This window comes from Ruegeria sp. BF8, assembly GCF_056538625.1.
In genome coordinates this window covers 559,516-581,937 of record NZ_JBQFTL010000003.1, presented here as the reverse complement: position 1 = coordinate 581,937, position 22,422 = coordinate 559,516, and the positions used below count along the sequence as shown (strand labels likewise).

Below are 22,422 nucleotides of genomic sequence, written 5' to 3'. Positions count from 1 at the left end.
CCTCAAATCTTGCGGAAGGGGGGACGGGAGAAAGGGCAGCGCCCTTACTCCTCAACCTCCGCATCCAGGAGTTCCATATTCAGGCCGAGGCCACGGACTTCTTTAACCAGAACGTTGAACGATTCCGGTACGCCCGCCTCGAAGTTATCCTCGCCCTTGACGATCGACTCATAGACCTTGGTCCGGCCGGCGACGTCATCCGATTTCACGGTGAGCATCTCCTGCAGGGTGTAGGCGGCGCCGTAAGCTTCCAGAGCCCAGACCTCCATCTCACCAAAGCGCTGACCACCGAACTGCGCCTTGCCGCCCAGCGGCTGCTGGGTCACCAGGCTGTACGGCCCGGTCGAACGCGCGTGGATCTTGTCGTCCACCAGGTGGTGCAGTTTCAGCAGGTACTTGATGCCCACGGTCACCGGACGCGCGAACTGCTCGCCGGTGCGGCCGTCGAACAGGATCGACTGACCGCTTTCCGAGAAACCGGCGCGGATCAGCGCGTCGTTGACGTCGGCCTCTTTGGCGCCGTCAAAGACCGGAGTTGCGATCGGAACACCGCGGGTCACGTTGCTGGCCGCTTCGATCAGCTGATCTTCGTCCATGCCGCTGATGCCCTCTTCGTAGACATCCTCGCCATAGGCGTGTTTCATCGCGTCACGGACCGGTGTCAGGTCGCCCGAGCGGCGGTATTCCTGCAGCGCCTCGTCGATCTTCAGACCCAGACCGCGCGCGGCCCAACCCATGTGGGTTTCAAGGATCTGACCGACGTTCATACGCGACGGCACGCCCAGAGGGTTCAGACAGAAGTCGACCGGAGTACCATCCGCAAGGAACGGCATGTCCTCCATCGGCACGACCTTCGAGATCACACCCTTGTTCCCGTGACGGCCGGCCATCTTGTCGCCCGGCTGCAGCTTGCGCTTCACGGCGATGAAGACCTTGACCATCTTCATCACGCCCGGCGGCAGGTCGTCGCCACGGCGGACCTTCTCGACCTTGTCTTCGAAACGGGCATCCAGGGCGCGTTTCTGCACCTCGTACTGCTCGTTCAGAGCCTCGACGATCTGGGCGTCCTTCTCGTCTTCCAGCGCCAGCTGCCACCACTGACCGCGGGTCAGCGACTCGAGCAGCTCTTCGGTGATCTCCGAGCCCGCCTTGACGCCTTTCGGCCCCTTGACGGCGGTTTTGCCCAGGATCATCGACTTGAGACGCGCATAGATGTTGCGGTCGAGGATCGCCAGTTCGTCGTCCCGGTCACGGGCCAGACGTTCGACTTCCTCACGCTCGATCTGCAGCGCACGCTCGTCTTTCTCGACGCCGTGACGGTTGAAGACGCGGACTTCGACGACCGTACCGTAATCGCCCGGTTTCACGCGCAGCGAGGTATCGCGCACGTCAGATGCCTTTTCACCAAAGATGGCGCGCAGCAGCTTTTCTTCCGGGGTCATCGGGCTTTCGCCCTTCGGAGTGATCTTGCCTACCAGAATATCGCCCGGCTCAACATCCGCACCGATGTAAACGATGCCCGCCTCGTCGAGGTTGCGCAGCGCTTCTTCACCGACGTTCGGGATGTCGCGGGTGATCTCTTCCGGACCCAGCTTGGTGTCACGGGCGGCGACTTCGAATTCCTCGATATGGACCGAGGTAAAGACGTCGTCACGTGCGATACGTTCCGAGATCAGGATCGAGTCTTCGTAGTTGTAACCGTTCCACGGCATGAACGCGACGACCACGTTCTTACCCAAGGCCAGTTCACCCATATCGGTCGACGGACCATCGGCAATGACTTCGCCCTTCTGGACGGTGTCACCCACCTTGATCAGCGGACGCTGGTTAATGCAGGTGTTCTGGTTCGACCGCTGGAATTTGCGCAGACGATAGATGTCAACGCCAGCGTCGCCCAGTTCCAGATCTTCGGTGGCACGGATAACGATACGCTGGGCATCGACCTGGTCGATGATACCGGCCCGTTTCGCCTGAATCGCAGCACCCGAGTCGATCGCAACCTTTTCCTCAATCCCTGTACCGACCAGCGGCGCCTCGGCCCGCAGCAGCGGAACCGCCTGACGTTGCATGTTCGAGCCCATCAGAGCGCGGTTGGCGTCGTCATTTTCAAGGAACGGGATCAGCGATGCAGCAACCGAAACCAGCTGTTTCGGCGACACGTCGATCAGGTCCACATTTTCGCGCGGGGCAAGCGTGTAGTCACCGGCCTGACGGGTCGAGACCAGATCGTTGATGAACTTGCCATCCGTATCCAGCGTCGCGTTGGCCTGGGCCACGGTGTGACGCATCTCCTCGGTCGCGGACATGTAGTGGACCTCGTCGGTCACCTGCCCGCCTTTCACAACGCGATAGGGGGTTTCGATGAAACCGTACTTGTTCACGCGGGCAAAGGTGGCCAGCGAGTTGATCAGACCGATGTTCGGACCTTCAGGCGTTTCAATCGGGCACATCCGGCCATAGTGGGTAGGGTGCACGTCGCGCACCTCAAAACCCGCACGCTCGCGCGTCAGACCACCCGGGCCAAGCGCCGACAGGCGGCGTTTGTGGGTGACTTCCGACAGCGGGTTGGTCTGGTCCATGAACTGCGACAGCTGCGAGCTGCCGAAGAATTCACGCACGGCGGCCGCCGCCGGTTTCGCGTTGATCAGGTCCTGCGGCATGACGGTGTCGATCTCGACCGACGACATGCGCTCTTTGATGGCGCGTTCCATGCGCAGCAGGCCGACGCGGTACTGGTTTTCCATCAGTTCGCCGACCGAGCGCACACGACGGTTGCCTAGGTGGTCGATGTCGTCCACGTCGCCTTTGCCGTCACGAAGCTCGACCAGTGCCTTGATGCAGGCCACGATGTCTTCGCGGCGCAGAGTCCGCAGGGTGTCCGGAGCATCCAGGTTCAGGCGCATGTTCATCTTCACGCGGCCAACGGCCGACAGATCATAGCGCTCGCTGTCGAAGAACAGGGTGTCGAACAGAGCCGACGCGGCCTCGACGGTGGGCGGCTCGCCCGGACGCATGACGCGGTAGATGTCCATCAGCGCGCTTTCGCGGCCCATGTTCTTGTCCTGCGCCATGGTGTTGCGGATGTACGGACCGACGTTGATGTTGTCGATGTCCAGAACCGGAATATCGGTGATGCCGGCATCGATCAGCTCCTTCACGGTGCCGCCGATCAGCTCGCCATCCTTGTCATATTCCAGCGTCAGCTCATCACCGGCTTCGACATAGATCGCACCGGTTTCTTCATTGATGATGTCCTTGGCGACGAACTTGCCGACGATGTGGTCGAACGGCACCAGTAGGTCGGTGACCTTGCCCTCGTCGATCAGCTGCTTGACCGCGCGCGGGGTGACCTTCTTGCCGGCTTCGGCAATCACTTCACCGCTTTTTGCGTCGATCAGGTCATAGGTGGGACGGGTGCCGCGCACACGTTCGGGGAAGAACGGGGTGACCCAGCCCTTCTTCTTGTTCAGCTTGTAGGACACGGTGTCGTAATACGCGTCCATGATCGCTTCCTGGTCCAGGCCCAGGGCATAGAGCAGCGTGGTCACCGGCAGTTTGCGGCGACGGTCGATGCGTGCGTAGACGATGTCCTTGGCGTCGAACTCGAAGTCCAGCCAGCTGCCGCGGTACGGGATAATGCGGCAGGCAAACAGCAGCTTGCCCGAGGAGTGAGTCTTGCCCTTGTCGTGGTCGAAGAACACACCGGGCGACCGGTGCATCTGGGACACGATCACGCGCTCGGTGCCGTTCACGATGAAGGTGCCGTTCGGCGTCATCAGGGGCATGTCGCCCATGAACACGTCCTGTTCCTTGATGTCCTTGACCGATTTGGCCCCGGTGTCTTCGTCGACATCAAACACGATCAGGCGCAGAGTGACCTTCAGCGGCGCGCTGTAGGTCATATCGCGCTGCATGCACTCTTCAACGTCGTATTTCGGCTTTTCCAGCTCGTATTTCACGAATTCCAGCACGGAAGTTTCGTTGAAATCCTTGATCGGAAAGACCGATTGGAACACGCCGTTGATACCTTCGCCGTCGGTCGGCTGGTCGGCATCGCCAGAGCGCAGGAATAGATCATAGGAGGATTTCTGGACCTCGATGAGGTTCGGCATTTCCAGGACTTCGCGGATTTTGCCGTAGTATTTCCGAAGACGTTTCTGGCCAAGGAACGATTGAGCCATGTCAGATGTCACCTTTCGATGTTCTCAGCGGGCAAAAACACCGTCGGGCCCCGGCGCCTTGCACATACGAGACGACACGTCCGGATCAATTCGTGGCCACCGTCCCGAATGGTAGCCTCCCGATCCGCGAACCGCGTCTTAGAAAACGCCCCAGCACATGAGGCCCTTTCTAAGACAGGTTCGGCTGGACCCGGATTTCTCCGGGCCCAGCCAAATTCCACGGCGCATCCGCGATGCACCGAAAGACAGGCTTAGGCCAGCTCGACCTCGGCGCCAGCTGCTTCCAGCTTGCCCTTGATCTCTTCGGCTTCTGCCTTGTCCACGCCTTCTTTGATCTTGCCGCCGGCTTCGACCAGTTCCTTGGCTTCTTTCAGGCCCAGGCCGGTGATGCCGCGAACTTCTTTGATGACGTTGATTTTCGAAGCGCCGGCGTTCTTCAGAACGACGTCGAATTCAGTTTTCTCTTCCTCAGCTGCACCGCCGGCATCGCCAGCTGCGCCTGCGACCATGACGGCGCCGCCAGCTGCGGGCTCGATGCCGTACTCGTCCTTGAGGATGGTTTTCAGTTCTTGTGCTTCCAGCAGGGTCAGACCAACGATCTCTTCTGCCAGTTTCTTCAGATCAGCCATTGTATCAGCTCTTTCCGTTTACAGTGTGTGTTCCAACGTCAGGGCATGTGCCCCACGCAGATCATTCAGTGCCAACCGCTTACGCAGCTTCCGCCTTCTCTTCGATGGTGGAAAGGATGCTTGCGATGTTGCTTGCAGGTGCGCCAATTGCACCGGCGATGTTCGAAGCAGGCGCGCCGATGCAGCCCACGATCGAAGCAATAAGCTCTTCACGCGACGGCATTTTCGACACGGCTGTGACACCAGCCCGGTCCAGAGCGTTCTCGCCCATTGCACCGCCAAGGATCTCGAACTTCTGGTTCTCCTTAGCGAAGTCCTCGGCCACCTTGGCTGCTGCCACGGGGTCCTCGGAATAGGTCAGAACAGTCATACCCGTCAGCAGGTCAGCAATGCTCGCACATGGCTTACCGTCGAGGGCGATTTTGGCGAGCCTGTTCTTAGCAACACGCACGGAGCCGCCCGCGTCACGAGCACGTGCGCGAAGGTCCTGCATCTCGGCAACTGTCAGACCGGCGTAGTGAGCAACCACTACGACGCCAGAGCTTTCGAAGATTTGGCCGAGTTCCTCGACCACTTTCTCTTTCTGGGCTCTATCCACAGTTCTCTCCAAGTTAGGGGCGATATTTCACCCCGGCTCATATTTGCCGAGGGCTGCGCCCCGGCGTTCAGGTCCGTTGTTACGGGATTGGCCAAAATGCGCCCGAGGGTCAGGACCCTCGAAATTCTTTGGTCTTACCCGTCTCAGGCAGGGAATTAAGGGGCCGGAAGGACCCACCCACCGTCTTGGACGAAACGAAATAAAGCGCACGACGAATCGCACGCTTTATTCCGCAGCCCTCTTTAGGGCAGATGGCCGGGGTTTCCAAGGGGTAAATTGACCGAACCCCAAGCCGGTAGACAATGACCGCAAACCCGAACAGGATCAACGGATGATCAAGTTGAAATCCATTTCCAAGCCGCAATTCCTGTTTCGTCAGATTTCTCGCCAATTATGGGTTCGAACCAGCCTGATTGCTGCTCTCGCCGTGGTCAGCGCGGGGATTGGCACCTACCTCGGCGGCTTCGTCCCCGACTTTCTCGCACAACGGCTGAGCACCGAGGCCGTGGCAAAGATCCTCGGCATTCTGGCGTCATCCATGCTGGCGGTCACGACCTTTTCGCTGTCGATCATGGTCGCGGCACAGCGATGGGCCTCGAACCAGTCCTCCCCCCGCGCCCAGCAGGTGATCGAAGAAGACAGTGTCTCGCAAAATGTGCTGGCCACGTTTCTCGGCGCATTCATCTTCGCGCTCGTATCGCTGATCCTTGTCGAAACCGGGGTCTACACCCAGCAATCCATCGCCGTTGCGCTTGCGTTCACCTTGGTGGTGATCTTTTTGGTGACACTGGCGCTCTTGCTCTGGATCGACCAATTGCCCAGCTATGGCAGCATCTCCGAAACGGCACGCAAGATAGAAAAAAACGCCAGGGACACCATGACCCGAGCCATGGAACTGCCGTGCCTCGGCGCCATTCCATATCAAGCCGCCGCGGATGTTCCGCGAACAGGGCACGACGTGCGGGCCAGTTCGACTGGGAACGTGCGCCACGTGGATGTCGGCATGCTGAATTCCTGCGCCGAAGAGAATGACTGCGAGATCTGGATCATGGCGCTGCCGGGGCAGTTCGTGACCGAAGGCCAACCCCTGGCCAGAGCGACCCGGAAAATGGATGGTGAAACCATCCGGGAAGCCTTCGTGATCGGGACCGAGCGCAGCTTCAATCAAGACCCCCGCTTTGGCATTCAAACCCTGTCGGAAATCGCGCAGCGCGCGCTCTCACCGGGTATCAACGACCCGATGACTGCAATTCAGATGGTCGAGAGGTTGCTGCGGGTTCTCCTCCCACTTGGCTCGCGGCCCACCCAGCCCGCCGACCCGCAATTCCCGAGAATCCATGCCCCGGAGATCGCGATCGACACGTTCCTACGTGACGCTTATGCGGCCATTTCCCGGGATGCCGGTGACAAGGTCGAAGTCCACGAGGCCATTCTCAGCGCGCTGACCCGACTAACGCAGACTCAAGACGGTGCAATGACAACCGCGGCCCACGCGGCTGCGAACCAGGCATTGACCGTTGCCGAGCGCGACCTCAGGCTGGAGGCCGACAAGGCACGCGTGCGCGAAATACCCAATCAGGTCACAGTCGAACCTGCTATTTGAGAGCAAAAGAAAACCCCGGGCAGGATGACCGCCCGGGGTTCGAATTTCCGAAAGAACGTGTCGGCTTATTCGCCCGAAGCTTGCGCCACATCCACGGTCACGCCGGGGCCCATGGTCGAGCTCAGCGCGATTTTCTTCATATAGGTGCCCTTGGCGCCCGACGGCTTCGCCTTGGCAACGGCCGAGATGAAGGCACGGACGTTTTCCGCCAGCTTGGCTTCGTCGAACGACGCCTTGCCAACGCCTGCGTGTACGACACCACCTTTTTCCGCTTTGAACTGAACTTCACCGCCCTTGGCTGCTTCCACGGCCGCTTTCACGTCCATGGTCACGGTGCCGACCTTGGGGTTCGGCATCAGGTTGCGGGGGCCCAGAACCTTACCCAGACGACCGACGATCGGCATCATGTCCGGGGTTGCGATGCAACGGTCAAAGTCGATGTTGCCGGCCTGGATGCTTTCCATCAGGTCCTCGGCGCCGACGATGTCCGCACCGGCTTCTTTCGCCTCGTCAGCCTTGGGGCCGCGCGCGAAGACAGCAACGCGCATGTCCTTGCCGGTGCCGTTCGGCAGACCGACGACACCGCGCACCATCTGGTCTGCGTGACGGGTGTCGACGCCCAGGTTCATGGCGATTTCGATGGTTTCGTCAAACTTCGACGTTGCGTTGGCCTTGACCAGTGCAACTGCCTCTTCGACCGACAGGTTTTCCTTGCCGGCGACGGCTTCGCGCGCTGCGCGGGTACGTTTACCGAGTTTTGCCATCTTACTTCACCTCGATGCCCATGGAACGGGCCGAGCCCAGGATGATCTTCATTGCGCCTTCGACGTCGTTGGCGTTGAGATCCTTCATTTTGGCTTCGGCGATCTCGCGCACCTGCTTGGTGGTCACGGTTGCCACGGTCTCACGGCCGGGGTTCTCCGCGCCACGGGGGCGGTTACGCTTGCCGACCGGCTTCAGACCGGCCGCCTTCTTCAGGTAGTAAGACGCGGGCGGCGTCTTGATGTCCATGGTGAAGGACTTGTCCTGATAGTAGGTGATCACGGTCGGGCACGGAGCGCCGGGCTCCATGTCTGCGGTCTTGGCGTTGAACGCCTTGCAGAATTCCATGATGTTGATGCCGCGCTGACCCAGCGCCGGACCAACTGGCGGCGACGGATTCGCCTGACCTGCAGGAACCTGCAGCTTCATCGTACCAGCAAGCTTCTTGGCCATTTGGTTTTCCTTTCAACGTGAATGGGACGCGTCCCATCCGATTTTATGTTGCGTGGTCCGATCCGGAATCGCGATCCCTGCGATCTCCCACGAGAGAATCTCGCCCGAAGACGATAGGGGCGGCGTTTACAGGGGAACGAATGGGTTGGCAAGGGCATGCCACTGAAAACCGGATGGCTGGCGAAGCCGCGGCCCCAAGGCGTTCGTCGGCATGCAGGCGCCGCCCCCGCTATGGACCGGCAGACGCCTCCAGCTGAACGGCGCGCTGGTAGAGGTGCCAAGTGGTATGCCCAAGGATCGGCAACGTAAAGACAAGCCCAAGGAACGCCGGCACCAGCGACAACAGCATCGTGACCGAGATGATGGCCGCCCAGCCAAGCATGACCACAGGGCTTTCGGCGACAACACGGAGCGATGTAAGCATGGCCGTTACGAAATCGGTGTCGCGATCCAGCAGCAAGGGCATGGCAACAACAGTCACCGAAAACAGAACGGCGGACAGAAACGCACCGACGCAGGTGCCAACAGCCAGGAAAGCCCAGCCTTGGGGGGTAAAGAACACGGTGTTCAGGAACCCGTCGAAATCCGAAAACGAGGCATTCTGCAGGATGATCGCCAACCAAAGCCGAACCTGGTAGATCCATACCCAGAAAACGAACAGCGTAACGAAGGCCATCCAGCCCATCTCCCGCTTACGCTGATTGGCCATGACCGTCAGTATTTCCGACCAGCCAAAATCCTCTCCGGCCTGAAGTCGACGCGACATCTCATAGAGGCCTGCAGCTGCGAAAGGGGCGACCAGCGGAAATCCCACGACGGCGGGAATGATCATCCAAATCTTGCCAAGCCAGACCAGGCTCCAGACCAGCAGAAACCCGAAGACGGCATAGAACAGTCCGAAAAATCCGCTCATTATGGGACGCGCCAGAAAGTCGGAAAACCCGGCCTTCAGCGAGTCGGTGATGTCGGCGGCGGTGACCGTGTTGACCACAGGCATCGTCCGCTGAGGCGGGGTCAGCTCGTCGGGTGGCGTGGGGCCTGCAGCCTTGGATGTCATGACAGAGTCCTCCCAAAGCATCACTGCGCGCAAATCCTCTGGCCCACGAGCCCGGCTGCGCAACGGTCATACCTGTACCAAGCACAAGTGTGCATCAGGCAAGGAGTTAGGGCAAGCGGCCAAGGCTGTGGCGTAACCTTACCGGCAACCACCAGAAACAGTTGCGCCGCCTGTTACGGCGGCGCGTTCGATTTCTGCACGATCAGTTCCTGCAGGAAAGATCAGCTCTGCTTGGTGACCTGCGTAAAGTCCAGCTCGACCGGAGTTTCGCGCCCGAAGATCGAGACGGTAACCTTCAGCTTCTGGTTCTCGTCGTCCACGCCCTCGACCATACCGTCGAAATCCTCGAACGGGCCGTCGTTGACTTTGACCTTCTCGCCAACCTCGAAGCTGATCATCAGCTTGGGTGCTTCTTCACCTTCCTGAACACGGTTGAGAATCTGGTTCACCTCGGCGTCGCGCATCGGCATCGGGCGGCCCTGCGGACCCAGGAAACCGGTGACCCGGTTGATCGAGTTGATCAGGTGATAGCCCTGATCCGACATTTCCATGTGCACCAGAACGTAGCCGGGCATGAAACGACGTTCAGTCGTGACCTTCTTGCCCCGGCGCACCTCGATGACCTCTTCGGTGGGAACCAGAACCTCGTCGATCTCGTCCTCAAGGCCGTGCTCGGCCACCGACGTGCGGATCTGCTCTGCGATCTTCTTTTCGAAATTCGAAAGAACGCTGACCGAGTACCACCGTTTCGCCATGAACCTGTCGTCCTTGTTTGCCTTTGGCGCGCCGCGTCGGGCGGACGCACCTGAATTGAAATTTTGTCGCGGTCCGGCCGCGTGTTCCGGAATAAAAAGCGGCGCGCAGTCCGAATCGCCGCACGCCCATCCCGAAAGGTCCCGCGTCAACTACTCTGACATTGCCTGCTGTGCAAGGGGGCAGTGCCGGTCGGGCGCCCGAAGCGGGCGCACCTCGGCGCGATCCGACGGGACCCGGCAGTCGGCTTTAGCTGAACATACCCAGGATCAGTTGCAGACCGCCGCGAATGCCCAGATCCACCAGAGCAAAGAACACGGCAGTCAGAGCCGCCATGATGAACACCATGACCGTAGTCAGCAGAACCTCGCGCCGCGTCGGCCAGACGACCTTCGCAACTTCGGCACGGACTTGCTGAATGAACTGGATCGGGTTTGTGGTGGCCATTAGGCTTGGTCTCTCTTCTAGCGGATGGGCCGGACATAGCCGGGCATTGCGGCAATTTCAAGGGCCGTCGGCATCACGATTGCACCCGGTCAGGACTTGGGGCGATCATCCCACTCGTTGCTCAGAATCCGTCGGGCATCGCCTTCGGGGTCGTCATATTGGTTGCTGCGGACCGTGTAGATGAACGCCACCAGCCCAACACCGCCCAACAGCAGCGAAATCGGTATCAAATAGGCCAGAACTTCCATAACGATCACCTCAGGCGCAGAGCGTTCAGGGATACGGTAATCGACGATGTGGACATCGCCAAGGCCGCGATCAAGGGCGTCGCAAGGCCGGCAACGGCCAAAGGCACCGCGATGACATTGTAGATCGTCGCAATCTGAAAATTCTCGCGGATGCGCTGCGTCGCCCGGGCGGCAGTATGGCAGGCATCGGCGATCGGCGACAGGTCATTGCCTAGCAGAACGATGTCCGAAGCCACACGGGCCGCATCCAGTGCCGAAGCCGGAGAGATCGAGGCATGGGCCGCCGCCAGCGCGGCTGTGTCGTTCAACCCGTCACCGACCATCAAAACCCGGCGGCCTTGGTCTGCCAGCTTCTGAATGTGTCCCGCCTTGTCCTGCGGCAGTGCCCGCGCGATCCAGGTCTCGATCCCAAGCTTCTCGGCCAGAGCTTTCACGGCGTTGGTCGTGTCCCCGGACATGAGGATGACGTCCTTGCCCGCATCGCGCAAAGCCGCGACCGCGTCGGCGGCGCCGGGGCGCAATGAGTCGGCAAAGCGGAACTCGACCGGGCGATCGTCCCCCACCGCCAACCAAGCCGCGGTGTAATCACTTTCCGTCGCGCCCACCCATTCGGCTCGGCCCAGCCGCCCGAGTTGCCCCTGAAACTGGCCTTCGGTCCCGCGACCGGGAATCTCGGTGACGTTTTCAACCTCGGCCGGGGTATACCCCTCGGCCCGAGCGGCCCGGGTCAGGGCGACCGCCAGCGGATGCGCCGAAGCCTGTGCCAAGGCCAGAGCGATCTCGATCTCACGGCCTGTGTGTTCGCCACCGTTGACCAGTTGAGGCGCGCCTGATGTGAGCGTTCCGGTCTTGTCGAACACTACGGTGTCGACCTCGGCCAACCGCTCCAACGCGGTGGCGTCCTTGATCAGCATCCCCTTGCGGAACAGCCGCCCCGAGGCTGCGGTGGTGACCGCAGGAACCGCCAACCCCAACGCACAGGGGCAGGTGATGATCAGCACAGCGGCGGCGATGTTCAGAGCTGTGCGCAGATCGCCAGAATAGATGTACCAGCCAACGAAACTGAGTGCGGACAGGATATGAACCCCGGGGGCATACAGCTTGGCCGCCTTGTCCGCCAAGGACGTATAGCGCGACCGCCCGGATTCCGCGATGGCCACAAGATCTGCCATGCGGTGCAGCGAAGTCTCTTCGCCCACCGCCGTTGCCTGAATGGTCAGCGGCCCGGTCAGGTTGACCTCACCCGCGCTGACCTGTGTTCCCGGCTGGGCAAATACCGGCAGGGTTTCACCGGTCAGCAACGACCGGTCCAACTCGGATTCACCGGTCACGATCTTGCCGTCCACCGGCATCCGCCCCCCTGGTCGCACCAGGATCAGGTCACCGACGGCCAGTTCGGCAACAGCGACCTCGCGCTCGGCCCCGTCAACAAGACGGATGGCGCGCGGCACCTCGAGGGCTGTCAGCTCCTCGGCGGCGGAGCGGGCCGCGGCACGGGTGCGGTAATCCAGATAGCGCCCCGCCAGCAGAAAGAACGTCAGCGTCAAAGCCGCATCGAAATAGGCGTGCTCACCGCTCAGCGCCGTTTCCCAAAGCGAAGTGACCAAGGCCAGCAGGATTGCCAGAACGATCGGCACGTCCATGTTCAGGCGGCGAACACGCAGCGCGCTCCACGCGTTGGCAAAAAACGGTTGGGCCGAGAACGCAATGGCCGGGAGGGCGATGGCCGCCGATATCCAGTGAAACATGTCGCGCGTCGCGTCAGTGGCGCCGGACCAGACGGACACTGACAGCAGCATCACGTTCATCGATGCAAAGCCGGCGACCGCGAGCCGCATCAAAAGGTCTCGTCCGGCCTTGTCTGATTGCGTGGCTGACAGGGCACCCGGATCCAGCTCATGCGCCTCGTACCCGGCCCGATCGAGGACCGGGATCAGGTCCGTTGCCCGAACCTCGGGGCCCGCCTTGATCAGAGCGCGCTTGAGCGTCAGGTTGACCCGCGCGTCCTGTACGCCGGGGTGCGCGTTCAACGCACGTTCGACATTGGCAATACAGGCCGAGCAATGAATGCCCGGCAGTGACAGCGCGATCTGAACGTCGACCGGTACCGGCCTGGCCGGTTCCGCCGGAGCCGCGATGCAGCCCGGACAGGCTGCGGTCCCGGATGTCACCTGCGACGACATCAGCCTAACCCTTGATGTACAACGGAATGCGCCGACTGAATTCCGCGCCGTCCGCATCGCGCGCGACGATACGGACATTCCAGTTGCCTTTTCCAAGTGTCGCCGGGGTGGAATACGCCACACCATCAAAGGTGAAGTCCGGCGAAAAATCCTCGCGCATATGAGTTGCGCGGCCGACCACGGCTTGCAGCTCGGCCACCCGCACAGGCACGCCTTGCGCATCCGTGATGCGAAGGATCAGCAGGCCGCCCTTGGTTTCCACGTCTGCATCCCAGCCCAGAGACTGCTGCTCCTGCAGCTTTTCGTTGAACTCCTGACTGGCAACGTAGGAGTTCTTGACCTCGAGCCCGGGAAATGTCGCGACTGCTTTGTATGCCAGCACCAGATTGACGGCGATGATGACCCCGAAGGCCCCGACAAAAACCGCAAGAGCGTGCTTTCCGGTGAATTTGCGCTCGGCCATGGTTCAGTTCCCCCGCCCGTTGAACGTGGTGTCCTTGTAGGCGCGCTCGCCGCTTTGCAGGTCTTCGACCCAGATCCGGACCGGTGTCGTTTCCGCCGATGCGGGCGCTGTATCTTTCGCGGCGACGATGTAAACCCGGGTCAACTGTGCCGTGTCCGCAGTTACGTTTACCGTATCCAGTTCCGTTCCTTCAATCTGAACCTGCAGGCTTGGGTCACCGACCAGAGACAGTTTGAACAGGCGGTCTTCGCCATGTTTGTTCCGCAACCGCACGTCGTAGGTGTTGCGGATCGAACCGTCGGACATGGTCACGAATGTCGGATTGCGCACCGGCGCAACCGTCAGATCGATATCCGACCGGATGAACAACGCAAACAGCAGGCCAAATCCCACCAGCGACCAAAGCGCGGTATACATGATCGTCCGGGGCCGCAGGATGTGTTTCCACACGTTCTTGGGAGGCTGGCCCGCGCGTTCACGCGTTTCGTCGCTGAGCGCCATATAGTCGATCAGACCGCGCGGCTTGCCGATCTTGGCCATCATGTCGTCGCAGGCATCGATGCACAGCGCGCAGGTTATGCACTCCAGCTGTTGGCCATCACGGATGTCGATCCCGACCGGGCAGACATTGACGCAGGCCATGCAATCGATGCAGTCGCCCAGTTCAGAGTCGGCCGTCCGTTTGCCCTTGCCGCGCGGCTCGCCCCGCCATTCTCGGTAGCCGACCACCAGCGTGTCCTCGTCCATCATCGCCGCCTGAATTCGCGGCCACGGACAGGCATAGATACAGATCTGCTCTCGCGCGAACCCGCCGAAGAAAAAGGTCGTGCCGGTCAGAACCAGCATGGTGGTATAGGCGATCGGATGAGCGTTGCCGGTCACAAGGTCCCGCGCCAGGGTCGGCGCATCCGCGAAATAGAACACCCAGGCCCCGCCGGTCGCCAGACCGATCAGGAACCAGACCACCCATTTGGTCAATCGCAGCCGGGCCTTACGGAAATCCAGCTTCTTCTGACGATGAAGGCGCAGGCGGGCGTTTCGATCGCCTTCGATCCAGCGCTCGACCAGAATGAAAAGGTCGGTCCAAACCGTCTGTGGGCAGGCATAGCCGCACCACACCCGCCCCAAGGCCGACGTAAACAGGAACAGGCCCAAGCCGGCCATGATCAGCAGTCCGGCCACAAAGTAGAATTCGTGTGGCCAGATCTCGATCCAGAAGAAGTAAAAGCGGCGGTTCGCAAGATCCAGCAGCACCGCCTGATCCGGAAGGCTGGGCCCCCGATCCCACCGGATCCACGGCGTCACATAGTAGATGCCAAGCGTGACGGCCATTATGATCCACTTGAGGTTCCGAAACTTGCCGGAAACGCGCCGTGGAAAGATCGGTTCCCTTGCGGCGTAAAGGCTGGGGGCTGGGGTGTGATCGCTCACGGCATGGCTCCGGATCTTGCTGTTTGTCGGGCGACTTGTTCCAGATCATACACCGGACAACTTTGACATGGGTCAAAAGCGCATCGCGCAGACACCTTTTGTCACACCTGGTTCGCTTGGCGTTTCAGCCACCCGACGAACGTCTTCACCGCCTTTCTCTGCGGCGTTTGCGCCGTCACGATGTGGTAGCCTCGGGCGTCAGGTGCGACATGCAGTTCAACTAGTCTTCCGGCCACGATATCACGTTCGACGAAATGTCGCACCGTCACCGTGACCCCCTGCCCCGCGCGAACGCCCTCAAGGACCAGGTTGCCCGGCAGACTGGTCCGTCCGGCGCCTGGGTCCATGGCCGCCCCATGTTGTGCCAGCCATGTGCTGGCTTCGGTCGTGCCCACCTCTTCCAGCCACGGCAAACGGGCCAGATCAGCCGGCGACCACTCGGATCTGGACCCTAAGAGACTGGGCGCGGCAACGATGACCATCGGGGTTTTCAACAACATCTCGGACCGGACGCCCGGCCAACCGCCTGCCCCGTATCGAATCGCGACATCCACCCCGCCGGGGCGCAGATCGACCAGTTCCGGTGACGGATCCAAGGTCAGATCGATCCCCGGGTGATCCGACCGGAAAATCGGCAGCCGCGGCATCAGCCATGAAGCTGCAAATGAGGAGGTCAGCGAAACGTGTACCGGCCGATCCTCTCCCGCGTGCACCAGGTCCGAGACCGCCGCATGGATGGCGCCAAACCCCAGTTGAACGCTGCGGGCCAAGTGTTCGCCATCCGACGTCAGGACCAGAGTCTTGCCCGACCGGTCCAACAGGGTCACGCCCATATGCGCCTCAAGCGCGCGCAACTGCTGGCTTATGGCGGCATGACTTACATTCAACGCATCGCCAGCCTTGACGATGTTTCTGTGCTCGGCGAATGCAGCGAAAGCCCGTAGCGCCGATAGTGGCGGAAGGTTCAGCCAGTCCATATGTAACCTCTGCTTACATATGAACACGGTAATTGAGTCGCAAATATCCGGTCAAGAGCCGATGCTGGAACCCGAGTTCATCGCATCAGGAGAAAGACCATGCTGAACATCTACGCTGCTTCCTTCATGACCGCCACGCGGTTGAACGCACCCAAGCTGCGCGACGCGCCCAAACCGAATGCGCCAAAAAGGAAAAGATGGCTGCCCGCCGGACACTGGTGGGTCAGCAAGAGCCGCGAGTTGGATCCGCGCAACCTTTAGGATCAGTTTGCGTGCCCGCGCTGGACCGGGGCCATTGTCGGCACTATTTTCGGAAAATGCGGTGCCGGCTGTTCAGGAAACGCGCGAACAGATGGAACAGCCGGCACCTAGGCCTTCGGGCGGCACGCCGCCCGAAGGTGTTCCTGGATTTTATTGACCGCCACCCAATTGGTGGACATAGGCCGACACGGCGCGGATCTGCGCTTCGGTCAGACGCGTGTCCCAAGGGGGCATGACGCCAAACCGGCTGTAGGTCACCGTTTCGGTCAGCGTTTTCTCATCGCCGCCATACAGCCAGATCGCATCCGTCAGGTTCGGTGCGCCCTGCGCGATATCGCCCTTGCCGTCTTCACCGTGACAGGCCGCGCAATTATCCTCGTAGACAACCTTGCCCGCCTGCGCCGCAGCATCGTCGGTTTGGGCGTTGGTCAGCGACATCACATATTGCACGACCTGGGTGATTTCCTCGGGCTCGAGGATCTCGCCGAACGCCGGCATTTCGGAGTAGCGCGCGTCGTCGCTTTCTTCGTTGCGAATGCCGTAGCTGACCGTTGTGACGATGTCATCCAAGGTACCGCCCCACAGCCAGGCGTCGTCCAGAAGGTTCGGGAAACCCTTTGCGCCCTGCGCGCCCGAACCGTGGCACTGAGCGCACCAGGTGCGGAACACGGCGCCACCGGCGTTGACCGCATATTGCTGCAGCTCGGCATCCTTGACGATATCATCCAGCGGTGTCTCGACCAGCTTGGCGTTCCACGGAGCGTTGGCCTCTTCAAACGAAACCATCTCCTTCTGCACCAACTCACGCGAGGACCAGCCAAGCACACCGGCGGTTGCGGATTGCACCAGCGGCCACGCCGGATACATGATCGTGTAGATCACACCCCAGAAGATGGTCGCGTAGAAGGTCCACAACCACCAACGCGGCATCGGATTGTCGAATTCCTCGATGCCATCCCAGCTGTGACCGGTCGTCTTGGGATCACCCGGCTGTTTTTCAGGTGTCTTGCTCATTTCCGCGCCTCCTCGGATGTGGCGGGTTTGTCTTGATGCCGGAACGGGATGTTTGCGGTGTCCTTGTATTCCTTGCTGGCACCGGGGCGGAACACCCAGATGACGATGCCGACAAAGAAGGCGAACAACAGAAGCAGCATCCAGCTATCCGCGAATTGCCTCAGGATCGTGTATTCTTCCATCACACCCTCCTTTAGCGGCTTGCATCCGGGGTGAAGGTCGAGAAGTCGACCAGCGTTCCCAGCATCTGCAGATATGCAACCAACGCATCGGCTTCAGTCAGTTCCGGCTGACCATCGAAGTTGCGCACGTTGACGTTTTCGCCATAACGCTCCAGCAGCCCGTCATAGTCGCTGTCCGGATCGGCCTGCGCCCGGAAATCGGCAACTGCGTTTTCCAGCATCTCATCCGTGTAAGGCGTGCCCAAAACCGCATTGGTGGCCATGATGTCACCGATATACCGGCCGTCGATCTTGCGGTTTTCCAGGAAGCCGTATTTCGGCATCACGGATTCCGGCACCACCGATTGCGGATCACGCAGATGGTCCACGTGCCATTGATCCGAGTAGCGGCCACCCACACGGGCCAGATCCGGCCCGGTGCGCTTGGACCCCCACTGGAACGGGTGGTCATACATCGACTCAGCCGCCAGCGAGTAGTGGCCATAGCGCTCGACCTCGTCCCGCATCGGGCGGATCATCTGACTGTGGCAGACATAACAGCCTTCGCGGATGTAGATCTCACGCCCCGCCATCTCGAGAGGGGTGTAGGGGCGCATGCCCTCCACCTTCTCGATTGTATTCTCAAGGTAGAACAGCGGAGTGATCTGAACGATGCCACCGATGGTCACGACCAGGAAGCTGAAGATCAGCAGGAGGGTCGCGTTGGTCTCGAGGATCTTGTGTTTGTCGAGAATTGCCATTGCTCCGGCCCTCCTTATTCAGCCGGGACCGCGACGGTCAGGCTGGCCTCTTTGGCCGGAGCCCGCCGGACGGTCATCCACAGGTTGTAGCACATGATCAGCGCACCAGCGACGAACAGAACACCGCCCAGCGCACGCACCACATACATCGGGAACTTGGCCGCCACGGTGTCGGCGAACGAGTTCACCAGGAAGCCGTTGGCATCCACTTCGCGCCACATCAGGCCTTCCATGATACCGGTGACCCACATCGACGCGGCGTAGAGCACGATACCGATGGTGGCGAGCCAGAAGTGCCAGCTGACCATCTGCAGCGAGTACAGACGCTCGCGCTTCCAAAGAACCGGCACCAGGAAGTACAGCGCACCAAATGTGATCATGCCGTTCCAGCCCAGCGCGCCGGAATGCACGTGACCAATGGTCCAGTCGGTGTAGTGCGACAGCGAGTTCACCGCGCGGATCGACATCATCGGACCTTCGAAGGTGGACATGCCGTAGAAGCCGACCGAGATCACCATCATGCGGATGACCGGGTCGGTACGCAGCTTGTCCCAAGCGCCCGACAGGGTCATCAGGCCGTTGATCATGCCACCCCACGAAGGCATCCACAGCACGACCGAGAACACCATGCCCAGCGTCGAGGCCCAGTCAGGCAGCGCGGTGTAGTGCAGGTGGTGCGGACCAGCCCAGATATACAGGAAGATCAGCGCCCAGAAGTGGATGATCGACAGTTTGTAGCTGAAGACCGGGCGTTCGGCCTGCTTGGGAATGAAGTAATACATCATGCCCAGGAAGCCCGCGGTCAGGAAGAAGCCCACGGCGTTGTGCCCATACCACCACTGGATCATGGCATCCTGCACACCAGACCAGACGATGACAGATTTCGAACCCCAGATGCTGACCGGAATGGTCATGTTGTTGACTAGGTGCAGCATCGCGACGGTGACGATGAACGCCAGGTAGAACCAGTTCGCCACATAGATGTGGGGCTCTTTCCGCTTGACGATCGTCCCCAGGAACACGGCCAGATAGGCCACCCAGACGATGGTCAGCCACAGGTCCACATACCATTCAGGCTCGGCATATTCCTTGGACTGGGTCCCGCCCAGCACATAGCCGGTCGCGGCAAGAACGATGAACAGCTGATAGCCCCAGAACACGAACCAGGCCAGGTTGCCGCCCCACAGACGCGCGGCGCTCGTGCGCTGCACGACATAGAAGGATGTGGCGATCAGGGCGTTGCCGCCAAACGCGAAAATAACCGCTGATGTGTGCAGCGGGCGCAACCGGCCAAAGTTCAGAAGCCCTTGCGCCCATTCGAAGTTCAGCACCGGAAAGGCCAGCTGGAACGCGATGAAGGTTCCCACCAGGAACCCTACGACACCCCAAAAAGCGGTTGCGATCACGCCATAGCGGATCACGCCATCCATGTACTCACCCGAACGATCGACAAGAATATCCGGCTCATCCGTGTTTCGCAGCGTCCAGATGAACAGGCCACCGGCGATGAGCATCACCAGTATCGCGTGCACCTGATACGCCAAATCCCGCGCATAGTTGGATCCGATCGCTGCGAACAGCACGACCAGACCAAGCGCGATCAGCTTGATGTAATTCGACATATTGCGTCCCTTTGCCATGCTCCGGGCGATTCTTGTGCCGCATAGAGCTTTCGTTGACTGGTTGCTGTATGATCCATGCACAACCAATGCTGCTTTGATCTGCATCAAGACAATAGCCTGAAAACTGTGACAGGCATAAGCAAATGAATGGGTTACCTGGTCGCACAGGTTTCAGAACCCGAAACACGAGGTCGAAATGGCTTATAAATCTCTTCTCACCGTCATGACGGAAACCAAATTTGCCAAGCCGGCTCTGGCCCAGTTGGTCGCCTTGGCCGAAGCGCAGGACGGCCATGCCGAAGCGCTGTGCCTCGGTGTCGACCGTAGCCAGACCGGCTACTACTACGCGGGCGCAAACGCCCTGATCCTTCAGGAGACCTTGAAGCGTGCAAATGCCGAGGCCGATGAAGTGCTTGCCTTTGCCGAGGATTTCCTGGGCAAGTCAGGCGTACGCTGGTCCGCTGAAAACGGCGTGGCGCAGATCGCCGACCTGGGTCGGCACGTCGCGCATCGGGCCCGTTTCTCGGACCTTGTCGTTTTGCCGCAGCCCTATGGCAAAGATCGCGGCGCCGAGGCCGAACCGATCATCGAAGCCGCCATGTTCGAGGGTCACGCCCCGGTTCTGGTGGTCCCGGATGACGCGAAACCGTTCGCCAGCCCTCGGACGGTGCTGATCGGCTGGAATGAGAGTGTCGAGGCGATGAATGCCATTCGGCGCGCGCTGCCGTTCCTGCGAGCGGCCGAGCTGACCCGGATCGTTGTGATCGATCCGCCGCGTCACGGCCCTGATCGCTCGGACCCGGGCGGTATGCTGTCGCAAATGCTGTCTCGCCATGGCGTGAAATGCGAAATCGACGTGCTGAGCAAGACGATGACGCGTGTGTCCGACATTCTGAACCGTCACGCCGCAGACGTCGAAGCCGACATGATCGTGATGGGCGCCTATGGTCACTCGCGGTTCCGCGAGGCCATTCTGGGTGGCGCTACCCGGAACATGTTGGAACAGTCCTCGGTTCCGGTTTTCCTGGCCCACTGAACCGCGGGCACGGCAAAAAAAATAACCGCCCCGTCCGGGGCGGTTTTTCGTCAGACCTTTTTGACCAAACCGATCAGGAACAGAAGGATGACGGCTCCGATCGTTGCAAAGAAGATCGACGACATCATACCGCCGCCGACGGAAAACCCGAGTGCGGGAAAAATCGTTCCGGCGAGAAAAGCGCCAACGATCCCGACGATGATGTTCCCGATCACGCCAAAGCCGCGGCCCTTCATGATCCTGCCCGACAACCAGCCCGCGATCGCGCCGACAAACAGCATTGCCAATAGGCTACCGAATTCCATGCCTTGCTCCTGAATATTGTTTCACGCAAAGGCATTAGAACACGGCCGGGCCGTTGGGTCACGCACGAACGTAGTGCATCCCCTGGAACCCGGATCGCAGATCCCGCACCTTGGGCGCGACCGATGCGGGATCATCGGCCGACAGCGCCTCGGCGAACATGGCCACAAGTTCTCCGGCATGTTCGGGGGTCACGCCCCGCCGGACCAACTCGGGCGTTCCGATCCGCAATCCGTTCATGTCACCCGCAACCGAGGCGATCGGCAAACCGATACCACATGCCAAAAATCCAGCCCGCCGCAGGTGTTTTGACACCGCCTGCCCGCCCCCATAGTCGGCGGCCTTCAGCGCGAATTGGTGCGAGGTGGTGGCTCCACCAGCCCCTTTGAACACTGGCAATCCCTGATCTTCCATCTTGCTGGCCATTGCCTGAGCAAGATCGATCATCGCCTGCCCATAGGCCGGCCCGAAGTCGACCCAGTCGAGCAACGAGATTGCCAGAGCCGCCGATTTCGCGGCATCGAAATTGGCCGTCATTCCGGGAAATGCGATGGCGTCCAGCCGTTCCGCAATTTCGGCGTCGTTGGTGACGATCAGCCCACCCGCCGGGCCGCCCAGGCTTTTGTAGGTGCTCATCGTCATCAGATGCGCGCCTTCATCCAACGGGTTCGCCCAAGCCCCGCTGGCGATGATCCCGCATTGGTGGGCGGCATCGAACAGAACCTTGGCCCCGATTTCGTCGGCAATTTCGCGCACGGCCGACACAGGATGCGGGAACAGGTTCAGCGAGCCACCAACGGTGATCAACCGGGGCCGGTGCGTTCTGGCCATGTCGCGCAGCGCGGCCAGATCCAGACTGTACCCGTCCGCATCCACTGGTGCATTGATCGTTTGCAGACAATAAAGCCCCGCGCAGCCACCCTCATGGTGGGTCACGTGCCCGCCGATCGCGGCCGGAGGCGCGATGATCGTATCGCCCGGCCGTGTCAGAGCCATGAAGCCATACAGATTGGCCAAGGCGCCGGATGCCACCCGGACTTCGGCGTATCGCGCGTTGAACACGCGGGCCGCAAGCTCGGCCGCGATCACCTCGATCTCCTCGATGGCCTCAAGACCCATCTCGTATTTGTCGCCCGGATAGCCCAAAGATGGACGACTGCCCAGACCCGCGGCCAGTGCCGCCTCGGCCCTCGGATTCATGACATTTGTCGCCGGATTCAGATTGAAACACTCGGCATCGTGAATATCCGAGTTTCGCGCGATCAGCGCGCCGATCCGAGCCTCAATCGCCTCCGAGCTGCTGTCGGCAACCTTCCGGGCGATGGCCTGAACAAGGTTTTCGCAGTGGCCCGGAACCCAGGCACGGTGAGCAAGGTGCTGCATCTGATCCTCCGTCTTTGCGGCCAACGATGCAAAGATCCTGACTTGCGCGCAAATCAGTTTTGCGAAAAATTAGGGTCAGAAAAATTGAGCCTAAAT

22 protein-coding genes are annotated in these 22,422 nt (G+C 60.6%); 3 read left to right on the top strand and 19 right to left on the bottom strand.

What is annotated here, in order from left to right; genetic code table 11:
- Positions 1-44: 44 nt before the first annotated feature.
- The 3 genes from rpoB to rplJ all read right to left on the bottom strand — a co-directional run bounded on the left by rpoB (position 45) and on the right by rplJ (position 5,408).
- A complete protein-coding gene (gene rpoB / locus ACR0LD_RS13480; protein WP_170341436.1) occupies positions 45-4,181 on the bottom strand; it encodes a DNA-directed RNA polymerase subunit beta in 4,137 nt (1,378 codons plus the stop codon).
- A gap of 251 nt (positions 4,182-4,432) precedes the next feature.
- Positions 4,433-4,810, bottom strand: a complete 378-nt coding sequence (gene rplL, locus ACR0LD_RS13475; RefSeq protein WP_093964343.1) for a 50S ribosomal protein L7/L12 — start codon at positions 4,808-4,810, stop codon at positions 4,433-4,435.
- A 79-nt stretch (positions 4,811-4,889) separates the two neighbouring features.
- Positions 4,890-5,408, bottom strand: coding sequence for a 50S ribosomal protein L10 (gene rplJ / locus ACR0LD_RS13470; RefSeq protein WP_093964423.1), 519 nt, complete (start codon positions 5,406-5,408; stop codon positions 4,890-4,892).
- 331 nt (positions 5,409-5,739) lie between these two features.
- On the opposite strand from rplJ, the gene ACR0LD_RS13465 reads away from it, so the two are divergent.
- Positions 5,740-7,011, top strand: a complete 1,272-nt coding sequence (locus ACR0LD_RS13465; protein ID WP_170365020.1) for a DUF2254 domain-containing protein — start codon at positions 5,740-5,742, stop codon at positions 7,009-7,011.
- 65 nt (positions 7,012-7,076) lie between these two features.
- Here the strand turns inward: ACR0LD_RS13465 and rplA are convergent, their stop codons facing one another.
- From rplA to ACR0LD_RS13415, 10 genes are all read right to left on the bottom strand, one after another.
- The gene (rplA, locus tag ACR0LD_RS13460) at positions 7,077-7,775 is read right to left on the bottom strand and encodes a 50S ribosomal protein L1 (RefSeq protein WP_093964341.1); all 699 of its coding nucleotides are present in this window, start codon (positions 7,773-7,775) and stop codon (positions 7,077-7,079) included.
- Position 7,776: 1 nt separating this feature from the next.
- Positions 7,777-8,226, bottom strand: a complete 450-nt coding sequence (gene rplK / locus ACR0LD_RS13455; RefSeq protein WP_093964340.1) for a 50S ribosomal protein L11 — start codon at positions 8,224-8,226, stop codon at positions 7,777-7,779.
- Between the two features lie 229 nt (positions 8,227-8,455).
- Positions 8,456-9,283, bottom strand: a complete 828-nt coding sequence (locus tag ACR0LD_RS13450) for a DUF2189 domain-containing protein (protein ID WP_170365018.1) — start codon at positions 9,281-9,283, stop codon at positions 8,456-8,458.
- Between the two features lie 221 nt (positions 9,284-9,504).
- Positions 9,505-10,038 carry a transcription termination/antitermination protein NusG gene (gene nusG / locus ACR0LD_RS13445; RefSeq protein ID WP_093964422.1) on the bottom strand — a complete coding sequence of 178 codons (534 nt, stop codon included), beginning with the start codon at positions 10,036-10,038 and terminating at the stop codon, positions 9,505-9,507.
- 247 nt (positions 10,039-10,285) lie between these two features.
- Positions 10,286-10,483, bottom strand: coding sequence for a preprotein translocase subunit SecE (secE, locus tag ACR0LD_RS13440; RefSeq protein ID WP_093964338.1), 198 nt, complete (start codon positions 10,481-10,483; stop codon positions 10,286-10,288).
- A gap of 89 nt (positions 10,484-10,572) precedes the next feature.
- Positions 10,573-10,731, bottom strand: a complete 159-nt coding sequence (gene ccoS / locus ACR0LD_RS13435) for a cbb3-type cytochrome oxidase assembly protein CcoS (protein ID WP_093964337.1) — start codon at positions 10,729-10,731, stop codon at positions 10,573-10,575.
- A 5-nt stretch (positions 10,732-10,736) separates the two neighbouring features.
- Complete coding sequence (locus ACR0LD_RS13430) at positions 10,737-12,914, bottom strand: heavy metal translocating P-type ATPase (RefSeq protein WP_480637395.1); 2,178 nt, start codon at positions 12,912-12,914, stop codon at positions 10,737-10,739.
- A 4-nt stretch (positions 12,915-12,918) separates the two neighbouring features.
- Positions 12,919-13,377: a FixH family protein gene (locus tag ACR0LD_RS13425; protein WP_170364356.1), complete on the bottom strand. Its 459-nt coding sequence runs from the start codon at positions 13,375-13,377 to the stop codon at positions 12,919-12,921.
- 3 nt (positions 13,378-13,380) lie between these two features.
- Positions 13,381-14,808 (bottom strand): cytochrome c oxidase accessory protein CcoG, encoded by a 1,428-nt coding sequence (ccoG, locus tag ACR0LD_RS13420; RefSeq protein ID WP_170391110.1) that lies wholly within the window; start codon positions 14,806-14,808, stop codon positions 13,381-13,383.
- A gap of 101 nt (positions 14,809-14,909) precedes the next feature.
- Positions 14,910-15,785, bottom strand: a complete 876-nt coding sequence (locus ACR0LD_RS13415) for a LysR family transcriptional regulator (protein ID WP_170365010.1) — start codon at positions 15,783-15,785, stop codon at positions 14,910-14,912.
- Positions 15,786-15,884: 99 nt separating this feature from the next.
- Between ACR0LD_RS13415 and ACR0LD_RS13410 the strand changes: the two genes are divergently transcribed.
- On the top strand, positions 15,885-16,046 hold the full coding sequence (locus tag ACR0LD_RS13410; RefSeq protein WP_170364352.1) for a hypothetical protein: 162 nt from the start codon (positions 15,885-15,887) through the stop codon (positions 16,044-16,046).
- A gap of 150 nt (positions 16,047-16,196) precedes the next feature.
- Here ACR0LD_RS13410 and ccoP read toward each other — a convergent pair whose 3' ends face one another.
- The 4 genes from ccoP to ccoN are packed head-to-tail and all read right to left on the bottom strand — an operon-like array spanning position 16,197 to position 19,604.
- Positions 16,197-17,060 (bottom strand): cytochrome-c oxidase, cbb3-type subunit III, encoded by an 864-nt coding sequence (gene ccoP, locus ACR0LD_RS13405; protein WP_480637392.1) that lies wholly within the window; start codon positions 17,058-17,060, stop codon positions 16,197-16,199.
- Positions 17,057-17,242, bottom strand: coding sequence for a cbb3-type cytochrome c oxidase subunit 3 (locus ACR0LD_RS13400; protein ID WP_093964331.1), 186 nt, complete (start codon positions 17,240-17,242; stop codon positions 17,057-17,059). Before ACR0LD_RS13400 ends, ccoP begins: the two co-directional genes overlap by 4 nt.
- Before the next feature lie 11 nt (positions 17,243-17,253).
- Positions 17,254-17,982: a cytochrome-c oxidase, cbb3-type subunit II gene (gene ccoO / locus ACR0LD_RS13395; protein ID WP_093964330.1), complete on the bottom strand. Its 729-nt coding sequence runs from the start codon at positions 17,980-17,982 to the stop codon at positions 17,254-17,256.
- Between the two features lie 14 nt (positions 17,983-17,996).
- Complete coding sequence (ccoN, locus tag ACR0LD_RS13390; protein ID WP_093964421.1) at positions 17,997-19,604, bottom strand: cytochrome-c oxidase, cbb3-type subunit I; 1,608 nt, start codon at positions 19,602-19,604, stop codon at positions 17,997-17,999.
- Positions 19,605-19,800: 196 nt separating this feature from the next.
- Between ccoN and ACR0LD_RS13385 the strand changes: the two genes are divergently transcribed.
- Positions 19,801-20,640, top strand: a complete 840-nt coding sequence (locus ACR0LD_RS13385; RefSeq protein ID WP_170342393.1) for a universal stress protein — start codon at positions 19,801-19,803, stop codon at positions 20,638-20,640.
- A 50-nt stretch (positions 20,641-20,690) separates the two neighbouring features.
- Here the strand turns inward: ACR0LD_RS13385 and ACR0LD_RS13380 are convergent, their stop codons facing one another.
- Both ACR0LD_RS13380 and ACR0LD_RS13375 read right to left on the bottom strand, forming a co-directional pair.
- Positions 20,691-20,945 carry a GlsB/YeaQ/YmgE family stress response membrane protein gene (locus ACR0LD_RS13380; RefSeq protein WP_170365008.1) on the bottom strand — a complete coding sequence of 85 codons (255 nt, stop codon included), beginning with the start codon at positions 20,943-20,945 and terminating at the stop codon, positions 20,691-20,693.
- A 58-nt stretch (positions 20,946-21,003) separates the two neighbouring features.
- Positions 21,004-22,326 (bottom strand): aminotransferase class I/II-fold pyridoxal phosphate-dependent enzyme, encoded by a 1,323-nt coding sequence (locus tag ACR0LD_RS13375; protein ID WP_480637389.1) that lies wholly within the window; start codon positions 22,324-22,326, stop codon positions 21,004-21,006.
- Positions 22,327-22,422: the final 96 nt, after the last annotated feature.